Source organism: Bacillus lumedeiriae (genome assembly GCF_044891285.1).
Classification (GTDB): Bacteria; Bacillota; Bacilli; order Bacillales; family Domibacillaceae; genus Pseudobacillus; species Pseudobacillus lumedeiriae.
In genome coordinates this window covers 286,251-304,151 of record NZ_JAUIYO010000001.1, presented here as the reverse complement: position 1 = coordinate 304,151, position 17,901 = coordinate 286,251, and the positions used below count along the sequence as shown (strand labels likewise).

Genomic DNA, 17,901 nt, shown 5'->3' with positions numbered 1-17,901 from the left:
GAAAAGCAGTATGAGGCAAGGATGTTGGAAGGAGGGGGACGACGAATGGCTGAAAAGTCTACACGTTCCAAAGAAACCGAAGTAACGCTGGAAAGAGCAAAAGAGCAAATTATTGAGATAGGGAAAAAAAGGGGCAAGCTATCCTATGACTATGTAGCAGATAAGCTTTCTTCCTTCGAAGTGGAGTCTGACCAGATTGACGAATTTTATGAGCATCTTGGTGAGCAGGGAATAGATGTAACGAATGAAGAAGATGGCGATGAAGATCCGAACATTCATGATCTCGAAAAAGAAAATGAAGAATTTGACCTCAACGATTTAAGTGTTCCGCCGGGTGTGAAAATTAACGATCCAGTACGCATGTACTTAAAAGAAATCGGCCGGGTGGACCTTCTATCTGCGGAAGAAGAGATTGCGCTTGCTACTCGCATTGAAGAGGGCGATGAAGAGGCGAAACGCCGTCTTGCAGAGGCCAATCTGCGTTTAGTTGTCAGCATAGCAAAACGCTATGTCGGCCGCGGCATGCTCTTTTTGGACTTAATCCAAGAAGGGAACATGGGATTAATTAAAGCAGTAGAAAAGTTTGATTACCGTAAAGGATTTAAATTCAGTACGTATGCTACATGGTGGATTCGTCAGGCTATTACTCGAGCGATTGCCGATCAAGCAAGAACGATCCGGATTCCGGTTCATATGGTAGAAACCATTAATAAGCTGATTCGTGTACAAAGGCAGCTTCTTCAAGATCTTGGCCGTGAACCATCTCCTGAAGAAATTGCAGAAGAAATGGATTTAACGCCTGAAAAGGTGCGGGAAATTTTAAAAATTGCTCAAGAACCCGTGTCTCTTGAAACGCCAATTGGGGAAGAAGATGACTCCCATTTAGGCGATTTCATTGAAGACCAGGAGGCGACATCTCCATCTGAACACGCAGCATACGAACTCTTAAAAGAGCAGCTAGAGGACGTGTTAGATACATTAACCGACCGGGAAGAAAACGTACTTCGCCTTCGTTTCGGACTAGATGATGGACGTACCCGGACACTAGAAGAAGTCGGTAAAGTATTTGGTGTTACACGGGAACGGATTCGTCAAATTGAAGCGAAAGCTTTGCGTAAGCTTCGCCATCCAAGCCGCAGCAAACGTTTAAAAGACTTCCTTGAATAGGACCATGTTTAACCAGCAGGTTAGTAATGCCAACAAGTAATGTGTAAATCTTGTTCAGGCTGTTGATTAACGCTTGCTTTTTTCGCTGCCCGACTGTCTAGTGGTGCTTGTGATGCTCTTAGGCATTCCGCTACTAGGACTCGGTGCTTCGAAAGATACATGCTGTCAATCAGCCTGAGGGACTTTGTCCACAATCTCAGTTTACTTCCTACAAGAAGTAAACTATTTTTTTACATAAAAAGCAGGTATTTGAGCATTTTTCGCGAATATGTGTATGACAGGATGTGACAATGGATGAAGCAAGAAAAAAAACATATAATCATTGAAGAAATCCACTTTTGGAAAGATCATCACATGCTGCCTAATCACTACTGCGATTATTTACTCACACTTTATACACAAGGAGAAGGAGTGCCGGAAAACGCTGTCAAAAAATCGAATGCGTCGCGTCTGACTTTTCTAAGTTCTGCTGCTTCTCTTTTTTTGCTGCTAATTTCTCTATTTGTTCTATATTTTACTGAATTGTCTTTCCCTTTGCAAATGGCGATTTTGGCGGCTTTTGTCGTTTTATTGATAGGCTTCGCTATTTACTTTTCTAAAAAAGGTTTTTTTCTGCCCATGATGTATGTTGGAGCGGCAATTTTGTTTTTAATTTTTACGATAGAATGGCATGAAAAAATATGGGGAAGCAATGCAAATACGCTTTATCTTTTACTGTTTTTTCATTGTATAATCTGGTGGTTTGCAGGATGGAAACTCCGGCACATTTACTTTACTATTTCCGCATGGCTCGGTGTTGGACTGCTCATTGTTTTTATTGTTATATAATAAAAAAAATTGGAAAATAAAAAAAGACGAGGAAATGTGTCTAATTTACGACAAATGAGTAAAAACTTCTAACTAAGGGCTTTTCGTCTTCTTCATTTTAAAGTAGAATGGTAAGTGTTTGTACTTTCTATTTGTTATTTGTGTACATAAGGGGGGTTAAGAAATGAATCGTAATCCAATTATTCCGTACTTACTGATTGCTGTGTTTGGTCTTGGCCTAATTTTCTTCCTTTCTTTAGAAGGACTTAGCAATTCTAAAGAAATGGCAGAGGGCGGAGAAAAGACGGAAGAAAAAGCAGAAGGTGGAGCGTTTGATCCAGAAGGCTTCTACAAGCAGACTTGCATAGGCTGTCATGGCGGCAACTTTGAAGGCGGAGCTGGTCCTGCATTAAAGGGAATCGGTGAGAAAGTATCTAAAGACGAAATTAAAGATGTCCTTTTAAATGGTAAAGGATCTATGCCTCCGGGTCTTGTTCCAGCTGAAAATGCTGACGCAATGGCTGATTGGGTAAGTAAAATTAAATAATATAAAAAAGTTCTTTGCCCGGGGCAAGGAACTTTTTTTATGAAGCTTTTCCGTTTACAATGAAAATAGAACATAAAACTAAAAGTGGTGACAGAATGAATATTAACCAATTATCTAATCGATTGATGGCTGTTGCATCCCGAATACCTCCTCAAGCTGTCTTTGCGGATATAGGCTCAGATCATGCCTATTTGCCTTGTTACGCTATAAAAAAAGGGATGGCTTATAAAGCGATTGCCGGAGAAGTGGCGGAAGGCCCGTTACGCGCTGCTGAGCAGCAAGTAAAGAATGCCGGTCTTGAAGAAAAAATCTCCGTTCGAAAAGGAAATGGACTTGAAGTGATTGCTGTTGGCGAGGTCGATTGTGTGACGATTGCCGGCATGGGCGGTACGTTGATTGCCTCCATTTTAGAACAAGGAAAAGATAAGCTTACGGACGTCAAGCGGCTCATCTTACAGCCAAACCTGCGCGCAGATCATATTCGCAGGTGGCTCATTGAGAACGACTGGGAATTAATTGATGAGGAAATTATGGAAGAAGACGGGAAGATCTATGAAATTTTAACTGCTGAGAGAGGAAATCCAAAAAAGCCTTATAGCACAAGAAAAGAGCTGGAGCTGCTTACAGGCCCGATGCTGCTTGCTGAAAAAAGTGATGTGTTTTTTAAAAAGTGGCAAAGAGAAGCAGATCAGCTGGAAGTGGTGCTGAAGAATATAACAAAAGCAGAAAATCAAGAAGCAGCGTTAGAAAAAAAACAAGCTGTGCTTCATGAGCTTCAGTTGATTAAGGAGGCAATTGATCGTGAAGAACGCGAACGGACATGAGATTATTCAACTATTTGAACAGTTCTCTCCCAAAAAATATGCCATGGAGGGGGATAAAATTGGTTTGCAAATCGGCCGATTAAACAAACCGGTCGAACGTGTGCTTATTGCACTAGATGTACTTGAGGAAGTGGTAGATGAAGCAATTGAAAAAGATGTACAGCTGATTATTGCTCATCATCCCTTAATTTTCCGTCCGCTGAAATCCATTGTGACGAGCGATTCATCAGGGAGGATCATCGAAAAGCTCATTAAACATGACATTGCGGTTTATGCCGCTCATACGAACTTAGACGTAACGAAAGGCGGAGTAAATGATCTTTTGGCGGAAGCGCTGGAGTTAACAGAAACTAGCGTCCTCGTACCGACGTTCCAGGAGAGCTTGAAGAAGCTTGCAGTCTTTGTGCCGGTTAGCCATGCCGAACGTGTGCGACAGGCGTTAGGCGCAGCAGGAGCGGGCTTTATTGGCGAATACAGCCACTGTTCTTTTTCTACCGATGGCACTGGACGTTTTATGCCGGGAGACCGAACGAATCCATATATCGGACAGGCTGGTCAATTAGAAAAGGTAGAAGAAGTGAAAGTGGAAACAGTCTATCCGAAGAGTCTTGAGAAAAAAGTGCTGTCTGCTATGCTGAAGACTCATCCCTATGAAGAAGTGGCTTATGACGTATATGCGCTTGAGAATGAGGGAGAGACACTTGGACTTGGCAGAATCGGCAAGCTGGAATATGCGATGACACTGCGTGAATTTGCGGAATTTGTGAAAGAAAAGCTGGATGTAAAAGGAGTTCGGGTGGTTGGTCAATTAACGGACGAAGTAAGAACAGTAGCTGTACTCGGCGGTGATGGAAATAAGTATTTTCAATCAGCTAAATTTAAGGGAGCAGATGTATATGTAACGGGTGATTTTTATTACCATACTGCTCATGATGCCCTGGCTGCCGGCTTAAATGTGGTGGATCCCGGCCATAATGTAGAAAAGGTAATGAAAGCAGGTACAGCGAACAAAATGGCCGTCTTAGCAGCTGAGAAGAAGCTGGCGGTCCAGTTTATTCCGTCGTCTATTCATACGGACCCCTTTACGTTTATTTAAAAGGAAACAGAGGCTGGCTCTTAGTTTTGAGCCAGCCTCTGTTTTGTACTGCTAACGAGTTGTTAAAGTGGATCTTTTCACTTTCGGCAAAATCTTATTTAATGGAACTTTTCTTTCCCGAACCCATGTATTTTCATCCAGTGGATCAAATTGCTCTAGAAATTGGATCACTTCTTTTACAATTGGTGTTGGTGTGGAAGCTCCAGCGGTTACAGCAGCTTTTTTTGCATCTTTCAGCCACTCAATTTCAATTTCGGTCACGTCCGCTACCCGATAAGCTTTCGTACCAGCAATTTCAATAGATACTTGAGCGAGACGATTGGAGTTATTACTTTTAGGATCGCCCACCACGATTAAAACATCTGCTTCGCCCGCTTGTTCTGCTACAGCCTCCTGCCGGACTTGAGTCGCCAGGCAAATTTCTTTATGCATCTCCACATGCGGGTATTTTTCTTTAATTTTGTCCATAATATCTGCAACATCCCATTGACTCATCGTTGTCTGGTTAGTAACGATGACTTTGGGACTCGTGATCATGAGTTTGTCTACGTCTTCTGGTTTTTCAACTAAATGAATGATAGCGGGAGCGACACCGATTGCTCCTTCTGGTTCTGGGTGTCCTTTTTTTCCGATATAGATGATTTCATAGCCTTCTGCTTTTTTCTCACGGATGAGATTGTGTGTATTTGTGACATCCGGACACGTAGCATCGATCGTGACAAGATTCTTTTTGCGGGCAAGTTCTCTTACCTCTGGAGAAACACCATGAGCAGTAAAAATGACGGTTCCTTCGTTCACTTTCTCCAGGATCTCTTTCCGGTTGCTGCCGTCCAAAGTAATGATTCCTTCCTCCTCAAATGCGTCCGTTACATGTTTGTTGTGAACAATCATCCCAAGGATATAGATGGGGCGCGGCAAGTTTTTATCTAGAGCGGCGTTTCGAGCGATAATCATAGCGTCTACTACACCGTAACAATAGCCTCTTGGAGCAATTTTGATTAATTCCATAAAAAAACCTCCTATTTGTGTAATCGGAGTGAGATGTGTACGAATTCATTATATAGGAGGAGGGCGCACTTTGGAAGTAAACAACTGTTTATTAAATATAAAGTTTTGGTTGGGAAGTTTTCGGTGCCGAGCCTGATTTTGTTTTTAAAGAAGGCGGGTGCTCTTCTTCTTTTTTTTCGTCCTTCTGATCGTGTGTCTTTTTTTTCTCATGCCGTGGCTGTTCCGATGGATGATCAGATGGAATGTGCTCTTTTTTTTCTTCCGGGAGAGTTTTTAAGCCTTTGTACAATTTCCACATGGAAGGCAGGTTCCTTACGAGCGGTCCGTACTGTTCGATAATGGGTCCTGCTTGCTGCATCGTTTTTAATACTTGCTGTGTGTTAGAGAGTATTTGCTGAAGGTTGATCGGATCGGCGGCTTTTTGAGCGGCCGATCCTGCTCCTTTGCGTTCAAATCCAGTCAGGCCCCGTCCTCCCCCTTGTTTTAGCCGTCCGAATAGCCCTCGTCCGGCACTTCTGGGCATAGCAGACGGTCGAGGAAATGGCCGTGCTGCAGGCGGATAGTAATGTGGAGGCAGAGGACGGCTGTTGCGTGGAAAAGGCATCATAAAATATTCATCCTTTCACATATTATTTCTTCTTTGTTATTGTATGCAGAGAAAAGAGAAAAGGTTTAGTACATGAATAATCTTCTAAAAAGGGTAAAATTATTTCTGAGACTTTGATTTGTAGAGGATTTTAGTATAATATCAAGATGGAGAAAAAGGCTGATTTCAGCCAAAAGGAGTGTCACATTTGACAAAGCACCAATTTGAGAAATATGGTTTTCAACCATTTATTAATAAAGGAATAGAAGAATTAGGGTTTCATGAACCGACAGATATACAAGCACGAATGATTCCTTTTATTTTAAAAGGGGAAAGTGCGATCGGCCAATCGCAGACGGGTACAGGCAAGACGCACTCTTACATTCTGCCGATCCTTAATCAAATCAATCCTGCTAAAAAAGAAGTACAGGCGGTCATTACAGCGCCGACTAGGGAATTAGCTAATCAAATTTATCAAGAAATTCTTAAGATTGCCCGGCTGTCTGAGGAAGAAATAACAGCGCGCTGTTATATCGGAGGAACTGATAAGCAACGCGATATCGAGAAATTAAAAAGTCAGCCGCATATTGTTGTCGGCACTCCAGGAAGAATCAACGATTTAGTGCAGGCACAGGCGCTGTTCATTCATAAGTCAGCTATGCTTGTCATTGATGAAGCCGATTTAATGCTGGATATGGGTTTCATCGTGGACGTTGATCAAATTGCCTCTCGAATGCCTGAGCAGTTAAATATTTATGTTTTTTCAGCGACGATTCCTGAAAAACTGAAACCATTTTTGAAAAAATATATGGAAAATCCCGAGTTTATTCATATTCAGCCTAAGCATATTTCCGCAGAAAACATTGAGCATGTGCTTGTACCGAAAAAAAGCCGTGAAAAAATTGATCTGCTTTTTGATATGCTGAAATCATACAATCCATATTTAGCGGTAGTATTTACAAATACGAAGCAGAAAGCGGACGAAGTAGCGGACGCTCTTTTAGAAAAAGGGATGAAAACAGGCCGGATACATGGAGATTTATCGCCGCGAGACCGTAAGAAAATGATGAAACAAATCCGCGACCTTGATTATCAATTTATTGTAGCAACCGATCTTGCGGCGCGGGGCATCGATATTGAAGGAGTCAGCCATGTCATTAACTATGAGCTTCCGAGGGATCTTGACTTCTACATTCACCGGGCAGGCCGGACGGCGCGGGCTGGTTCTTCCGGGATTTGTGCGACAATTTATACACCTTCCGATGAAGATGCGCTTGTTCGTCTGGAAAAGCTCGGGATTACATTTGGCCATGCCGATCTGCGCAATGGAGAATGGATAGAGCTTGTAGACCGCAATCAGCGGAAAAAGCGGGAAAGAACAACCGATGAAATCGATGAAAAAGCAAAATCAATTGTCCGTAAACCGAAAAAAGTAAAGCCGGGTTATAAGAAAAAAATGCAAAGAGAAATGGTGCAATTTAAAAAGCGCGAGCGTCGTATAGCATCCAAGCGCACTAATAAAAAAGGTTGATGTTTGGAGGAAAAGACCTGTTGCTGCAGGTCTTTTTTGCTGAAAAAGGTGTGTTTTTTTAGTAAAATAATAAGAAGTAAAGGAGAGGTATGTATGTTGAAAATTGGTTCTCACGTTTCGATGAGCGGAAAAAAGATGCTGCTCGGAGCAAGTGAAGAGGCGGCGTCTTACGGTGCAAATACGTTTATGATTTATACAGGCGCCCCACAAAATACAAGACGAAAGAAGATCGAAGAGTTAAATATCGAAGAAGGCTGGCAGCACATGAGAGAAAACGGAATGGAGGATATCGTTGTTCACGCTCCTTACATTATTAATATCGGTAATACCATTAGTGCCGATACATTTGAGCTCGGTGTAACCTTTTTACGATCGGAAATAGAGCGGACAGCTGCTCTTGGCGCTAAGCAGATCGTGCTGCATCCAGGAGCTCATGTGGGTGCTGGGGCAGAAGCAGGCATCAAAAAAATTGTCGAAGGGCTGAATGAGGTGCTGACAAAAGACTTGGATGTGCAGATTGCCCTTGAAACGATGGCTGGAAAAGGCTCAGAGTGCGGAGCGTCTTTCGAAGAGCTGGCGATGATTGTAGACGGTGTGTATTTAAACGATAAGTTGTCTGTTTGTTTCGATACGTGCCATACTCACGATGCCGGCTACTCTATAAAAGATAATTTTGATGGTGTGCTCGATGAATTTGATCGTATTGTTGGTGTTGAACGTATAAAAGTTTTACATATTAACGATAGTAAAAATGAACAAGGTGCCCGAAAAGACCGCCATGAAAACATTGGTTTTGGTCATATTGGATTTGAAGCACTCAGCTATATTGTTCATCATCCCCAATTGACGGAGATCCCTAAAATATTAGAAACACCGTATGTTGGTGAAGATAAGAAATCAAGAAAGCCTCCCTACCAGCTTGAGATTGATATGTTTCGGCGGAAAACATTTGATGAAACGCTTCTTACGAAAGTGGCTGCCCTTAGCAAGTAAAAAGAGCCGGCCGGAAGAAAGATGGAACGGCCGGTGTTTTTATCTATGAGTGGAACATTGTGAGCAGTTTGCTTAGTTTTTTGGCGGTTTGTTCATTAGTGATGATAGCAATTTCCCTCAATAAACTCTCTCTCTCATATTCATTGAATAAATCAACTTTTTTTCTGCGCAGGCGGCTGGCAATCCTTTCAGCTTCTTCTCTTTTTAGCGGAATATCAAAACCTTCGGCATACTTTAACAGTTCATCACCCGTTATCATTTGGACTTTTTGATTAATAAAGTGCTGTAGGAATTTCACTTGTGGTCACTCCTTTTCCTCTATATTTAATGTATGAGAAAAGAAAGGGAAGGTGATTGGAAGGCAAAAATATATAGTCAGAATATTTTAATAAAAAAGGACTGGTGTTATGCCTAAACAGCATAGGAAGGAAAAGAAATCTCACATATTGTACCGATTCATTCTTATTCTAATCGGAGCGGCATGTGCAGCGGCAGCTATTGAACTATTTCTCGTTCCAAATAATATTATTGATGGCGGCATTATCGGTATTTCATTAATTTTAAGTTATTTATTTAAGCACCCGCTGCTGAATTTCTCAACATTTGTGGTTTTGTTGAATATTCCATTTTTATATTTTGGATATAAACAAATAGGAAAAACATTTATGTTTTCTTCTTTATTTGGAATTGTTTGCCTTGCAGTATTAGAGAACAGTTTTCACCGGTTCACTCCGTTTACCGATCAGCCGGTCTTAGCGGCTGTGTTTGGCGGGCTTCTGCTGGGAGTGGGGGTTGGTCTCGTTATTCGTCATGGCGGAACACTTGACGGCACTGAAATTATGGGTATTTTATTGACTAAACATTTGCCTTTTTCAGTGGGAGAGTTTGTTATGTTTATTAACGTGTTTATTTTTGGCTGGGCTGCTTTTGTTCTTGGGACCGAAAATGCGATGTACTCTGTTATGACCTACTATATTGCATTTAAAGCCATTGATACAGTGATCCAGGGTCTTGAAGAAACGAAAGCTTGTATTATTATTTCTGATTTTTACGAAGAGATGTCCGATGTTATTTTACACCGTCTTGGGCGGGGAACAACGAAGCTGCAAGGAAAAGGCGGATTCACAGATTCAGAAAAAGAAGTGATTTATGTCGTCGTAACAAGGCTGGAAGTAACAAAACTGAAAAGCATCATCAATGATGTGGACCCGGATGCTTTTTTAACGATTATGAATACGCAGGAAACAAAGGGAGGCCGCTTTAAGACGGCGATTCACTAATCCCAAGACTCAAAAAACAAAGAATATATTGTCATTTGAAGGGTTGACATTCACTGTTTACAAGTATAACGGGAGTGAGGTCAGCTCTTTTTGAATTCGCTATGTTCACCACTAGTGTTGATTTTGCTGCTTTATTGATGGAGGAGGAAAGTGAATGCCCCCAGCGGAAATCAACAGGGGAGTTGAACAAAACCTTTGAATCAATTCCATTTACTTTTTCAATAGAATGTTGTATACTTTCATTTGGTTTGTAAATCGTAATCATTCTTACAAAGGAGACACTTCAATGAATCAATCATCTATCATTGAAATTAAAAACGTGTCCTACCGTTATGACCGGGATAATGTGTTAGAAAATATTCAATTATCTGTCCCTAAAGGGGCTTTTTTAGGTTTAGTAGGTCCGAATGGCTCGGGGAAGTCCACTTTGTTAAAGCTTATTTTAGGGTTATTAAAGGTGAAAGAAGGAGAAATCTTTTTATTTGATACTCCCCAGAAAAACTTTAAACATTGGGATCGAATCGGTTTTGTGTCACAAAAAGCTAATTCATTCAATACGGGCTTTCCAGCTACCGTCTATGAAGTAGTGGCAAGCGGGCTGACGAAAAAGCTTGGCCTTTTTCGGCTGCCTGGCAGTAAAGAAAAGCAAGAAATTAAAGCAGCAGTCGAAGCGGTCGGCATGGAGCAATTTCTCGATCGGAATATCGGAGAGCTTTCTGGCGGCCAGCAGCAGCGTGTATTCATTGCGAGGGCGCTTGTTTCAAAGCCTGACATTCTGATTCTTGACGAGCCGACTGTTGGTGTGGACAGTAAAAATGTGCAATCGTTTTACGAAATGCTGTCTTACTTGAATAAAAAAATGGGCATCACGCTTTTATTAGTTACACATGATATTGGTATTATTAGTGACAAAGTGACTCATGTAGCCTGCCTAAATAAATATCTCCACTTCCACGGCAGCATGAAGCAGTTTGAAACGCTTGATGAAAAAGATTTATCTGACCTATATGGCTATGGCATTCACCTTCTTGATCATCATCACGACCATCAGGGGGCCAGTGTATGATTGAAGCCATTATTCAATATGAATTTTTACAAAATGCCTTTTTAACAGGCATGATGATCGGTATCATTGCACCGCTGCTCGGCGCTTTCATTGTTGTGAGAAGGCTTTCGCTTATTGCTGATGCCCTGAGCCATGTTACGCTTGCTGGGATTGCTGCGGGACTGTATGTTAATCAGACGTTTCCTTATTTAGCGTGGCTTAACCCGCTTTATTCAGGCATGATATTTTCCGTGACAGGTTCTTTATTTATCGAGCGTCTGCGAACCGTGTACAAACATTACCAAGAGTTGGCGATCCCCATTATTCTATCGGGAGGCATAGGAATTAGTGTCATTTTTATTTCATTGGCAGATGGATTTAACACTGACTTATTTAGTTATTTGTTTGGGAGTGTCAGTGCTGTCAGCCGCAACGATTTATGGACGATTTGCCTGATTGGTGCTGGTGTTATAGCTGTGATCTATTTATTGTATAAAGAACTGTTTTTATTATCTTTTGATGAAGAACATGCGAAAGCCTCTGGTATTCCAGCAAAATCCATTCATTTTGTCTTTATTGTTCTTGTCGCTCTTGTGATTGCGGCGTCTATGAGGATTGTCGGTGTGCTGCTTGTGTCCGCGCTTATGACTTTACCAGTAGCGGCATCTATGCGGGTGGCAAGAGGCTTTAAGCAAACCATCGCTTATTCTATTCTCTTTGGTGAAATAGCTGTCATTGCCGGGCTTGTGAGTGCATTTTACTTGGATCTTGCCCCAGGCGGAACCATTGTCGTTTCTTCTATTTTGATACTGCTATTTGTTATTACAGCTAAAAAGTTTGTAAAGGCGGGATAAAAGCATGAATTTAACGGAAGCAGTCGAGCTTTTAAAAGAACGGGGATATAAACAGACAGGGAAACGGGAAGATATGCTTGAGCTGTTTGCACGGAAAGATAAATATTTAACGGCAAAAGAAGTACTAGAAGATATGAAAGCCAGCTATCCAGGTCTCAGCTTCGACACCATTTATCGGAATTTGGCTTTGTTCGTGGAAATGGGCATTCTAGAGGAAACAGAATTATCCGGTGAACGCCATTACCGCTTTACCTGCTCTCATAAAGAACATCATCATCACTTCATTTGTCTAGCGTGTGGAAAGACACAGGAGATTCATCTGTGCCCAATGGATCATGTGGACGAGCTGCCCGGCTATGAAATTTCAGGGCATAAATTTGAGATTTATGGTACATGTCCAGCATGTCTGCCTGCAGGGAACCAATAGAAAAATCGATAACAGATAAAATGCCATGAAAAGAAAGGCTGACTCAAGGTCGTTAAAAACGACCTTGAGTCAGCCTTTTTCTTTAGGTTTTTTGACAAAATTCAAACGATTATTTTTCACTGAGTTGATTATAGAGGAAGGTGAGAAGACGCCTAAGGGGGAAAGCGAAGCCCCTGGAACAGAAATCACCGGGCAAGTGTAAAGAAGCATACAAGAAAGGAGAGGTCTCTAAAAGTTATATTTCTTGGGTCCTCTCTTTCTTTCCTGCTTTATGCTATTGCTGTATAAAACTTTCCGAATCAATCCACGCCTTTACCCATTGTTCTGCTTGAGCCCAGTTATCGACACGAATAACGCCGCTTGGAACAGGATCCTGATTGTATGGAGTATTAAACAACAGAACAGGAATGCGCAGCTCCTCATGGATACTGACCGCGTTATCATGTTTATCTTCGAAGAAAATGTCTACCTTATGCTGTTTGGCTGCTTTAATTTTATCATGGGAACCAATAAGCTCGATCCGGTCATATAAAATATCTTTTGTCTCAAACCATTTTTGTGTAAGGTCCAGCAAGTGACTTCGGCGGGCGCTGATAAAAAACAATTGAAACTGTTCTTTCCATTTCAAAAGCACATCCTTTGCCCCCTCTGCAAGAGGCGAACTCCAATAAATGTCGGGCTCTCTTTCATTGAACCAATCCTGACAACGTTCTGCTGGAATGTCCAAAGCTTCAGATAAATCATATTTTTTTATATCGTCCAGCGTAATATTTAAGGAAAAATCTTTATTAATAAATGGAATCAAACTAGTCGGACAAGTGACTGTGCCATCAATATCGATGCCAAAACGCTTTTGTTTCATGATCTTTTACTCCTTACGTTGTGAAATCTTTATCAAAGTGTATCACATTTCAGTCAAGATTGTTATGAAAGACGACTGATCTTTGTCTGAATAAATTTAGCAGGTGGGCAGATACTATAAAGGCTCCTCAAATGATGAAAGCGAGGGATAATGAATGGATGATCATAATTTAGATCCAGATCTAAGGAATGTGGACAGGACAGGTGAGCGGTATGACGAAGAAACTGCTGCGGAACTGACTGAGCCCTTTACTTTAGGCAGAGAGGACAGAATAGACGATGAGGCCGGCCATGAAGAAGGGGGACGCGGATTTGGTTATACAGGTTTAATCTTATCCATCATTGCCTTGTTTGTGATGCCGGTGGTATTAGGCGCTGTCGGAATCGTTCTCGGGTTTATTGCAAGAGGCCGGGGGGCAGAAGGCCTCGGAGCCTGGGCAATTGGTATAGGAGCTGCGGCTGTGATCATGGGGCTGTTCATTTATCCATTTTTTTAGATAAAAAAAGCCTGGCATCTGCCAGGCTTTTATGTGTTTTGTTCTTCTTTCTTTTGCTGCTGATCATATTCTGCAGCAATTTTGTCAATTTCTTTTTTCAGTTCCTCAACCATTATATCTTCTGGCACTTTACGGACAATCTCTCCCTTGCGGAACAACAAGCCTTCGCCGCGGGCACCAGCAATGCCGATGTCGGCCTCGCGTGCTTCACCTGGTCCGTTTACAGCACAGCCAAGTACGGCTACTTTAATTGGGGCTTTAATCTTTTGAATGTATTCTTCCACTTCATTAGCAATACTGATTAAATCAATCTCAATTCGTCCACAAGTCGGACAGGAAATTAAAGTGGCTGCGTTAGAGGAGAGGCCGAAAGATTTTAACAGCTCTCTTGCTACTTTGATTTCTTCTACAGGGTCAGCACTCAAAGAAATACGCAATGTGTTGCCGATGCCTTTACTTAAAATGGCTCCAAGACCTGCTGCACTCTTAACTGTGCCAGCAAACAAGGTGCCTGATTCTGTAATGCCAAGATGAAGCGGATAGTCAAATGCTTGTGCTGCTTTCTCGTATGCTTCAATGGCCAAGTTCACGTCAGAAGCTTTCATGGACACGATAATATCGTGGAAGTCCAGGTCTTCTAGAATTTTAATGTGGTGCAGGGCACTCTCTACCATTCCGTCTGCTGTAGGATAACCGTATTTCTCCAAAATGCGGCGTTCAAGGCTTCCTGCGTTGACACCTATACGAATGGGAATGCCTTTCGCTTTCGCTGCATTCACAACGGCTTCCACTTTTTCACGGCGTCCAATGTTACCCGGGTTAATCCGTATTTTATCAGCACCGCCTTCAATGGCTTTTAAGGCGAGTTTATAATCGAAATGTATATCTACTACTAACGGGATATTAATTTGTTTTTTAATATCTGCGATCGCATTGGCTGCACGCTCATCCGGACAGGCGACACGGACAATTTGACAGCCTGCTTCCTCAAGACGATGTATTTGTTTGACAGTTGCTTCTACATCGTGAGTCTTTGTCGTTGTCATGCTTTGGATAAATAGTTCGTTGCTCCCGCCGATCGTTAAGTTTCCAACTTTCACCGGGCGTGTATTTGAACGATGGATAATTTCACTCAATGGTGACTCGCTCCTTTTTCATTCTAATAAAAGCTGCTTCAATCATCAATTGTACCAGTAATCGGGAGGATCTGACAAGAATATGACAATGAAAAAAGATTGTTCCCGTTCAATCATTCTTCGTATAAGGGGAATTTATAGCTTTCACCCCTGCGGATGCTGTCAGGAGAGACGCCTTTATTTAAATCTTGAAAGTCTGAGATTGCTGTTTCAATATCGGCCGGCAGCCTGCCGTTATGAAGTGCAGCTAAAATGGAAAGAACGGTATCGCCCGTTTCTACTTCCACTTCTTCATACGGAAGGGAAGGAGGCGGCACTTCCGTATGCTCCGCTTTCACTTTTGGCTGCTGTTCCTCATTAGAATGAGGCAGCGATCCATTTGTCAAGTCGTTCCAGAGGCCGGCAGCGATAAGAATAACAGCGATAAAAAGCAAAAAATTTTTCATGTCTCCACCTCTTTTTTATCACTATATGCTCGTCCAAGAAAAGTAGGACAGAAAAAAGGTGGAGACCGCTTATTTTACAGCTGCTTGCTGTTTTGATTTCGGTACAGGGATCCATCGGATAGCGAGAAAGAGCATAACAGCCGTGAGCAGCCAATCCATCAGGAAGTCCATCGGAAGAACGATCCCGGTTAAACGCATGATAGAAAAGAGCACGATAGCGGGTGTGATTGCGTAGGCAGCTAGGCGCCAGCTTTGCCGATAAAATAATTTTCGATTGGTTAATCGTTTAAAAAGCATTCCTATCGCAGCGAAAATGGATACTTTTATAAAGCCAAGACAAGCTGTGAATAAATAATAAAGAATAAAGAGCACAGGCAAGATAATCATTAAATAGGATTGAAGCGCATCTGCATAACTGATTGCTTTCTTTTTGGTGATAGCTTCCAATCCCGGGAAATCATAAGAAAATGTCTGAAGCTGACCGCCGGAAGACAAAACGAGTTCTTCCTTTAAAAGCCCGATGACCTGCCCGCTTTCTGTTAATTCTTGAGCTGACACTTTGCCAGATGGATCAAAAATGATATCAAGGCTTCCTTTGTTGAACCGCTTTGTTTCATTGTCTGGGGAAACTAGTCGGCCATTTTCAATTGTAAAAGACGGAATGCTTTGTATCATCGTTTCCTTGAAAGCTGAAAGGCCGCCCGTTGCGAGAAGGCTGAATTGAATCATAAATGGCAGAGAAGAGATAAACATCAATAAAAAGATGTAAGTCATCGTTTGGCCGATCCCTTGAAAGCGGAAAAGAGAAATGGTTTTCGGGGAATAAAGGCTTTTCCATAATTGTTGAAAAATATTCATATTGTTCATCCTCCTTCCTATTATTTTATTCAGATATATCTTTTATTTTCAAGTAGTACGATCTTGTTTTGTAATGAAATTGTAATATATAGCGCCTAATGTTAATGAATTGTAAATTTTTCATCTGAATCATTTACTTCTTCCTTATGTTTTATTAATAATTGTAGAGGGTTTGCAAGTATTGTCGAATTCATTTAATTAGGAGTTGAAAAGATGGAGATAAATGTCCAGGAAATGCTGTTTCAGTTTTTTGGCGGGCTTGGCATATTTTTATATGGAATCAAGTTAATGGGCGATGGTTTGCAGCAGTCTGCCGGGGATCGTCTGCGTGATATTTTAGACCGGTTTACGACTAATCCTCTTATGGGAGTGTTAGCGGGGATTCTTGTCACGGTACTCATTCAAAGTAGTTCGGCAACGACAGTCATTACAGTGGGATTAGTTAGCGCCGGCTTTATGACACTCAGACAAGCAATTGGTGTCATTATGGGGGCCAACATTGGAACGACAGTCACTGCCTTTATTATTGGAATTGATGTCGGAGCATACGCACTGCCTATTTTAGCGCTTGGTGCTGTATTCATCTTTTTCTTTAAGAGCAAGAAAGTACATAACGCAGGGATGATTCTCTTCGGTTTTGGTGCTCTGTTTTTTGGTTTGGAATTAATGAGTGATGGGATGAAGCCCCTTCGTACATTAGACACGTTTCATGATTTAACTGTCAGCATGAGTTCGAGTCCTATTCTGGGAGTAGTGGTTGGTACGGTCTTTACGGTGATCGTTCAAAGCTCCAGTGCAACGATTGGCATTCTGCAAGGATTGTTTTCCGAAAACTTGTTGGATTTAGATGCTGCGCTGCCAGTTCTTTTCGGTGATAATATCGGTACGACGATAACAGCGGTGCTTGCATCGATTGGTGCCTCTGTAGCTGCAAGACGGGCAGCAGCTACTCACGTGTTATTTAATGTGATCGGCACGACGATTTTTTTAATCATTCTTCCATTATTTACACAGTTCGTTCTTTATTTAACGAGTACGTTGAATTTAGAGCCGAAAATGGTGATTGCTTTTGCCCACGGAACATTTAATATAACGAATACGATCATTCAGCTTCCGTTTGTTGGTGTACTTGCTATGATTGTAACGAGACTGATTCCAGGTGAAGATACAGTGATTGAGTATAAAGCCAAGCACCTTGATCCAATTTTTATTGAGCAGTCTCCTTCCATTGCCCTTGGTCAGGCGAAAGAGGAAGTGATTCGCATGGGGCAATTTGCTGTCAAAGGAATGGAAGAAGTTCATGAGTATCTAAAAACAAGGCATCAAAAAAATGCCGACATGGCTACTCAAATAGAAGATGCCTTGAATAATCTTGATCGGAAAATTACTGATTACTTAGTCAAATTGTCTGGAACATCGCTTTCAGCAGTAGAGCTTGATAAGCGTAACACGTTAATGGATGCTGTCCGGGATATTGAACGAATTGGCGATCATTGCGAAAATATTATTGAACTGGTTGATTACCAGCAGGCGAATAAAGTGAAAGTGACGGACAATGCAATGGCGGACTTGGAAGAAATGTTTGTTTTAACGATTACGGCGGTCAATAAGGCGATTAAAGCCTTGGACGAAAATGATTTGAATCTGGCTAAGGAAGTTACAGAAAAAGAAGTGTTAATTGATAAAATGGAAAGAAAATTGCGTAAACAACATATCTTGCGTATGAACGAGGGGCTTTGTACTGGACAGGCAGGAATCGTGTATGTAGATATTATCAGTAACCTTGAGCGGATGGGAGATCATGCGGTCAATATTGCTGAAGCGATTCTTGGGATTAGGGACGTATAAAAAAGGAAATAGTTAACTGCTTGACTTTTAGATTGGGAGCAGCCGGTTTGTCTGTCACACTTTAGGCAGTCCGGCTGCTTTTTCTTAATA

Annotated in this window: 20 protein-coding genes; 13 read left to right on the top strand and 7 right to left on the bottom strand. The window is 41.7% G+C overall.

Features of this window, described 5'->3' with window-relative positions:
* Positions 1–45 precede the first annotated feature (45 nt).
* The 5 genes from rpoD to QYG89_RS01600 all read left to right on the top strand — a co-directional run bounded on the left by rpoD (position 46) and on the right by QYG89_RS01600 (position 4,441).
* A complete protein-coding gene (gene rpoD, locus QYG89_RS01620; RefSeq protein WP_404313887.1) occupies positions 46–1,167 on the top strand; it encodes an RNA polymerase sigma factor RpoD in 1,122 nt (373 codons plus the stop codon).
* A gap of 294 nt (positions 1,168–1,461) precedes the next feature.
* Positions 1,462–1,995, top strand: coding sequence for a hypothetical protein (locus tag QYG89_RS01615; protein ID WP_404313885.1), 534 nt, complete (start codon positions 1,462–1,464; stop codon positions 1,993–1,995).
* Positions 1,996–2,158: 163 nt separating this feature from the next.
* Complete coding sequence (gene cccA / locus QYG89_RS01610; RefSeq protein WP_404313883.1) at positions 2,159–2,521, top strand: cytochrome c550; 363 nt, start codon at positions 2,159–2,161, stop codon at positions 2,519–2,521.
* A gap of 95 nt (positions 2,522–2,616) precedes the next feature.
* A complete protein-coding gene (locus QYG89_RS01605; RefSeq protein ID WP_404313881.1) occupies positions 2,617–3,345 on the top strand; it encodes a tRNA (adenine(22)-N(1))-methyltransferase in 729 nt (242 codons plus the stop codon).
* Positions 3,323–4,441 (top strand): Nif3-like dinuclear metal center hexameric protein, encoded by a 1,119-nt coding sequence (locus QYG89_RS01600; protein ID WP_404313879.1) that lies wholly within the window; start codon positions 3,323–3,325, stop codon positions 4,439–4,441. The genes QYG89_RS01605 and QYG89_RS01600 overlap by 23 nt, the downstream gene beginning before the upstream one ends.
* A 51-nt stretch (positions 4,442–4,492) precedes the next feature.
* Here QYG89_RS01600 and QYG89_RS01595 read toward each other — a convergent pair whose 3' ends face one another.
* Together QYG89_RS01595 and vrrA are read right to left on the bottom strand one after the other, a co-directional pair.
* Complete coding sequence (locus tag QYG89_RS01595) at positions 4,493–5,449, bottom strand: 4-hydroxy-3-methylbut-2-enyl diphosphate reductase (protein WP_404313877.1); 957 nt, start codon at positions 5,447–5,449, stop codon at positions 4,493–4,495.
* A gap of 91 nt (positions 5,450–5,540) precedes the next feature.
* Positions 5,541–6,056, bottom strand: a complete 516-nt coding sequence (gene vrrA, locus QYG89_RS01590; protein WP_404313875.1) for a VrrA/YqfQ family protein — start codon at positions 6,054–6,056, stop codon at positions 5,541–5,543.
* A 187-nt stretch (positions 6,057–6,243) separates the two neighbouring features.
* On the opposite strand from vrrA, the gene QYG89_RS01585 reads away from it, so the two are divergent.
* Both QYG89_RS01585 and QYG89_RS01580 read left to right on the top strand, forming a co-directional pair.
* Entirely contained in the window at positions 6,244–7,566 is a 1,323-nt protein-coding gene (locus QYG89_RS01585) for a DEAD/DEAH box helicase (protein WP_404313873.1), read from the top strand.
* Between the two features lie 93 nt (positions 7,567–7,659).
* Positions 7,660–8,559 carry a deoxyribonuclease IV gene (locus QYG89_RS01580; RefSeq protein ID WP_404313871.1) on the top strand — a complete coding sequence of 300 codons (900 nt, stop codon included), beginning with the start codon at positions 7,660–7,662 and terminating at the stop codon, positions 8,557–8,559.
* A gap of 43 nt (positions 8,560–8,602) precedes the next feature.
* On the opposite strand, the gene QYG89_RS01575 is transcribed toward QYG89_RS01580, so the two are convergent.
* The gene (locus tag QYG89_RS01575; RefSeq protein ID WP_404313869.1) at positions 8,603–8,857 is read right to left on the bottom strand and encodes a DUF2624 family protein; all 255 of its coding nucleotides are present in this window, start codon (positions 8,855–8,857) and stop codon (positions 8,603–8,605) included.
* 109 nt (positions 8,858–8,966) lie between these two features.
* Between QYG89_RS01575 and QYG89_RS01570 the strand changes: the two genes are divergently transcribed.
* The 4 genes from QYG89_RS01570 to QYG89_RS01555 all read left to right on the top strand — a co-directional run bounded on the left by QYG89_RS01570 (position 8,967) and on the right by QYG89_RS01555 (position 12,165).
* Positions 8,967–9,839 (top strand): YitT family protein, encoded by an 873-nt coding sequence (locus QYG89_RS01570; RefSeq protein ID WP_404313868.1) that lies wholly within the window; start codon positions 8,967–8,969, stop codon positions 9,837–9,839.
* Positions 9,840–10,125: 286 nt separating this feature from the next.
* Entirely contained in the window at positions 10,126–10,905 is a 780-nt protein-coding gene (locus tag QYG89_RS01565) for a metal ABC transporter ATP-binding protein (RefSeq protein WP_404313867.1), read from the top strand.
* Positions 10,902–11,738: a metal ABC transporter permease gene (locus QYG89_RS01560; protein ID WP_404313866.1), complete on the top strand. Its 837-nt coding sequence runs from the start codon at positions 10,902–10,904 to the stop codon at positions 11,736–11,738. The genes QYG89_RS01565 and QYG89_RS01560 overlap by 4 nt, the downstream gene beginning before the upstream one ends.
* A 4-nt stretch (positions 11,739–11,742) precedes the next feature.
* Complete coding sequence (locus QYG89_RS01555) at positions 11,743–12,165, top strand: Fur family transcriptional regulator (protein WP_404313865.1); 423 nt, start codon at positions 11,743–11,745, stop codon at positions 12,163–12,165.
* A 274-nt stretch (positions 12,166–12,439) separates the two neighbouring features.
* On the opposite strand, the gene QYG89_RS01550 is transcribed toward QYG89_RS01555, so the two are convergent.
* Positions 12,440–13,027, bottom strand: coding sequence for a 5' nucleotidase, NT5C type (locus QYG89_RS01550; RefSeq protein WP_404313864.1), 588 nt, complete (start codon positions 13,025–13,027; stop codon positions 12,440–12,442).
* 154 nt (positions 13,028–13,181) lie between these two features.
* On the opposite strand from QYG89_RS01550, the gene QYG89_RS01545 reads away from it, so the two are divergent.
* A complete protein-coding gene (locus tag QYG89_RS01545) occupies positions 13,182–13,523 on the top strand; it encodes a hypothetical protein (RefSeq protein ID WP_404313863.1) in 342 nt (113 codons plus the stop codon).
* Positions 13,524–13,552: 29 nt separating this feature from the next.
* On the opposite strand, the gene ispG is transcribed toward QYG89_RS01545, so the two are convergent.
* From ispG to QYG89_RS01530, 3 genes are all read right to left on the bottom strand, one after another.
* Positions 13,553–14,650, bottom strand: a complete 1,098-nt coding sequence (gene ispG, locus QYG89_RS01540; RefSeq protein WP_404314585.1) for a flavodoxin-dependent (E)-4-hydroxy-3-methylbut-2-enyl-diphosphate synthase — start codon at positions 14,648–14,650, stop codon at positions 13,553–13,555.
* A 122-nt stretch (positions 14,651–14,772) separates the two neighbouring features.
* The gene (locus QYG89_RS01535) at positions 14,773–15,105 is read right to left on the bottom strand and encodes a hypothetical protein (RefSeq protein ID WP_404313862.1); all 333 of its coding nucleotides are present in this window, start codon (positions 15,103–15,105) and stop codon (positions 14,773–14,775) included.
* A gap of 69 nt (positions 15,106–15,174) precedes the next feature.
* Positions 15,175–15,963, bottom strand: coding sequence for a DUF1189 domain-containing protein (locus QYG89_RS01530; protein WP_404313861.1), 789 nt, complete (start codon positions 15,961–15,963; stop codon positions 15,175–15,177).
* A 213-nt stretch (positions 15,964–16,176) separates the two neighbouring features.
* On the opposite strand from QYG89_RS01530, the gene QYG89_RS01525 reads away from it, so the two are divergent.
* Positions 16,177–17,811, top strand: a complete 1,635-nt coding sequence (locus QYG89_RS01525; protein ID WP_404313860.1) for a Na/Pi cotransporter family protein — start codon at positions 16,177–16,179, stop codon at positions 17,809–17,811.
* The last annotated feature ends 90 nt before the right edge of the window (positions 17,812–17,901 follow it).

Excerpts from the sequence above, each read along its gene's own strand:
- rpoD (WP_404313887.1), top strand. The coding sequence starts at position 46 with ATGGCTGAAAAGTCTACACGTTCCAAAGAAACCGAAGTAACGCTGGAA.
- QYG89_RS01615 (WP_404313885.1), top strand. The coding sequence starts at position 1,462 with ATGAAGCAAGAAAAAAAACATATAATCATTGAAGAAATCCACTTTTGG.
- cccA (WP_404313883.1), top strand. The coding sequence starts at position 2,159 with ATGAATCGTAATCCAATTATTCCGTACTTACTGATTGCTGTGTTTGGT.
- QYG89_RS01605 (WP_404313881.1), top strand. The coding sequence starts at position 2,617 with ATGAATATTAACCAATTATCTAATCGATTGATGGCTGTTGCATCCCGA.
- QYG89_RS01595 (WP_404313877.1), bottom strand. The coding sequence starts at position 5,449 with ATGGAATTAATCAAAATTGCTCCAAGAGGCTATTGTTACGGTGTAGTA.
- vrrA (WP_404313875.1), bottom strand. The coding sequence starts at position 6,056 with ATGATGCCTTTTCCACGCAACAGCCGTCCTCTGCCTCCACATTACTAT.
- QYG89_RS01580 (WP_404313871.1), top strand. The coding sequence starts at position 7,660 with ATGTTGAAAATTGGTTCTCACGTTTCGATGAGCGGAAAAAAGATGCTG.
- QYG89_RS01570 (WP_404313868.1), top strand. The coding sequence starts at position 8,967 with ATGCCTAAACAGCATAGGAAGGAAAAGAAATCTCACATATTGTACCGA.
- QYG89_RS01565 (WP_404313867.1), top strand. The coding sequence starts at position 10,126 with ATGAATCAATCATCTATCATTGAAATTAAAAACGTGTCCTACCGTTAT.
- QYG89_RS01560 (WP_404313866.1), top strand. The coding sequence starts at position 10,902 with ATGATTGAAGCCATTATTCAATATGAATTTTTACAAAATGCCTTTTTA.
- QYG89_RS01555 (WP_404313865.1), top strand. The coding sequence starts at position 11,743 with ATGAATTTAACGGAAGCAGTCGAGCTTTTAAAAGAACGGGGATATAAA.
- QYG89_RS01550 (WP_404313864.1), bottom strand. The coding sequence starts at position 13,027 with ATGAAACAAAAGCGTTTTGGCATCGATATTGATGGCACAGTCACTTGT.
- QYG89_RS01545 (WP_404313863.1), top strand. The coding sequence starts at position 13,182 with ATGGATGATCATAATTTAGATCCAGATCTAAGGAATGTGGACAGGACA.
- QYG89_RS01535 (WP_404313862.1), bottom strand. The coding sequence starts at position 15,105 with ATGAAAAATTTTTTGCTTTTTATCGCTGTTATTCTTATCGCTGCCGGC.
- QYG89_RS01530 (WP_404313861.1), bottom strand. The coding sequence starts at position 15,963 with ATGAATATTTTTCAACAATTATGGAAAAGCCTTTATTCCCCGAAAACC.
- QYG89_RS01525 (WP_404313860.1), top strand. The coding sequence starts at position 16,177 with ATGGAGATAAATGTCCAGGAAATGCTGTTTCAGTTTTTTGGCGGGCTT.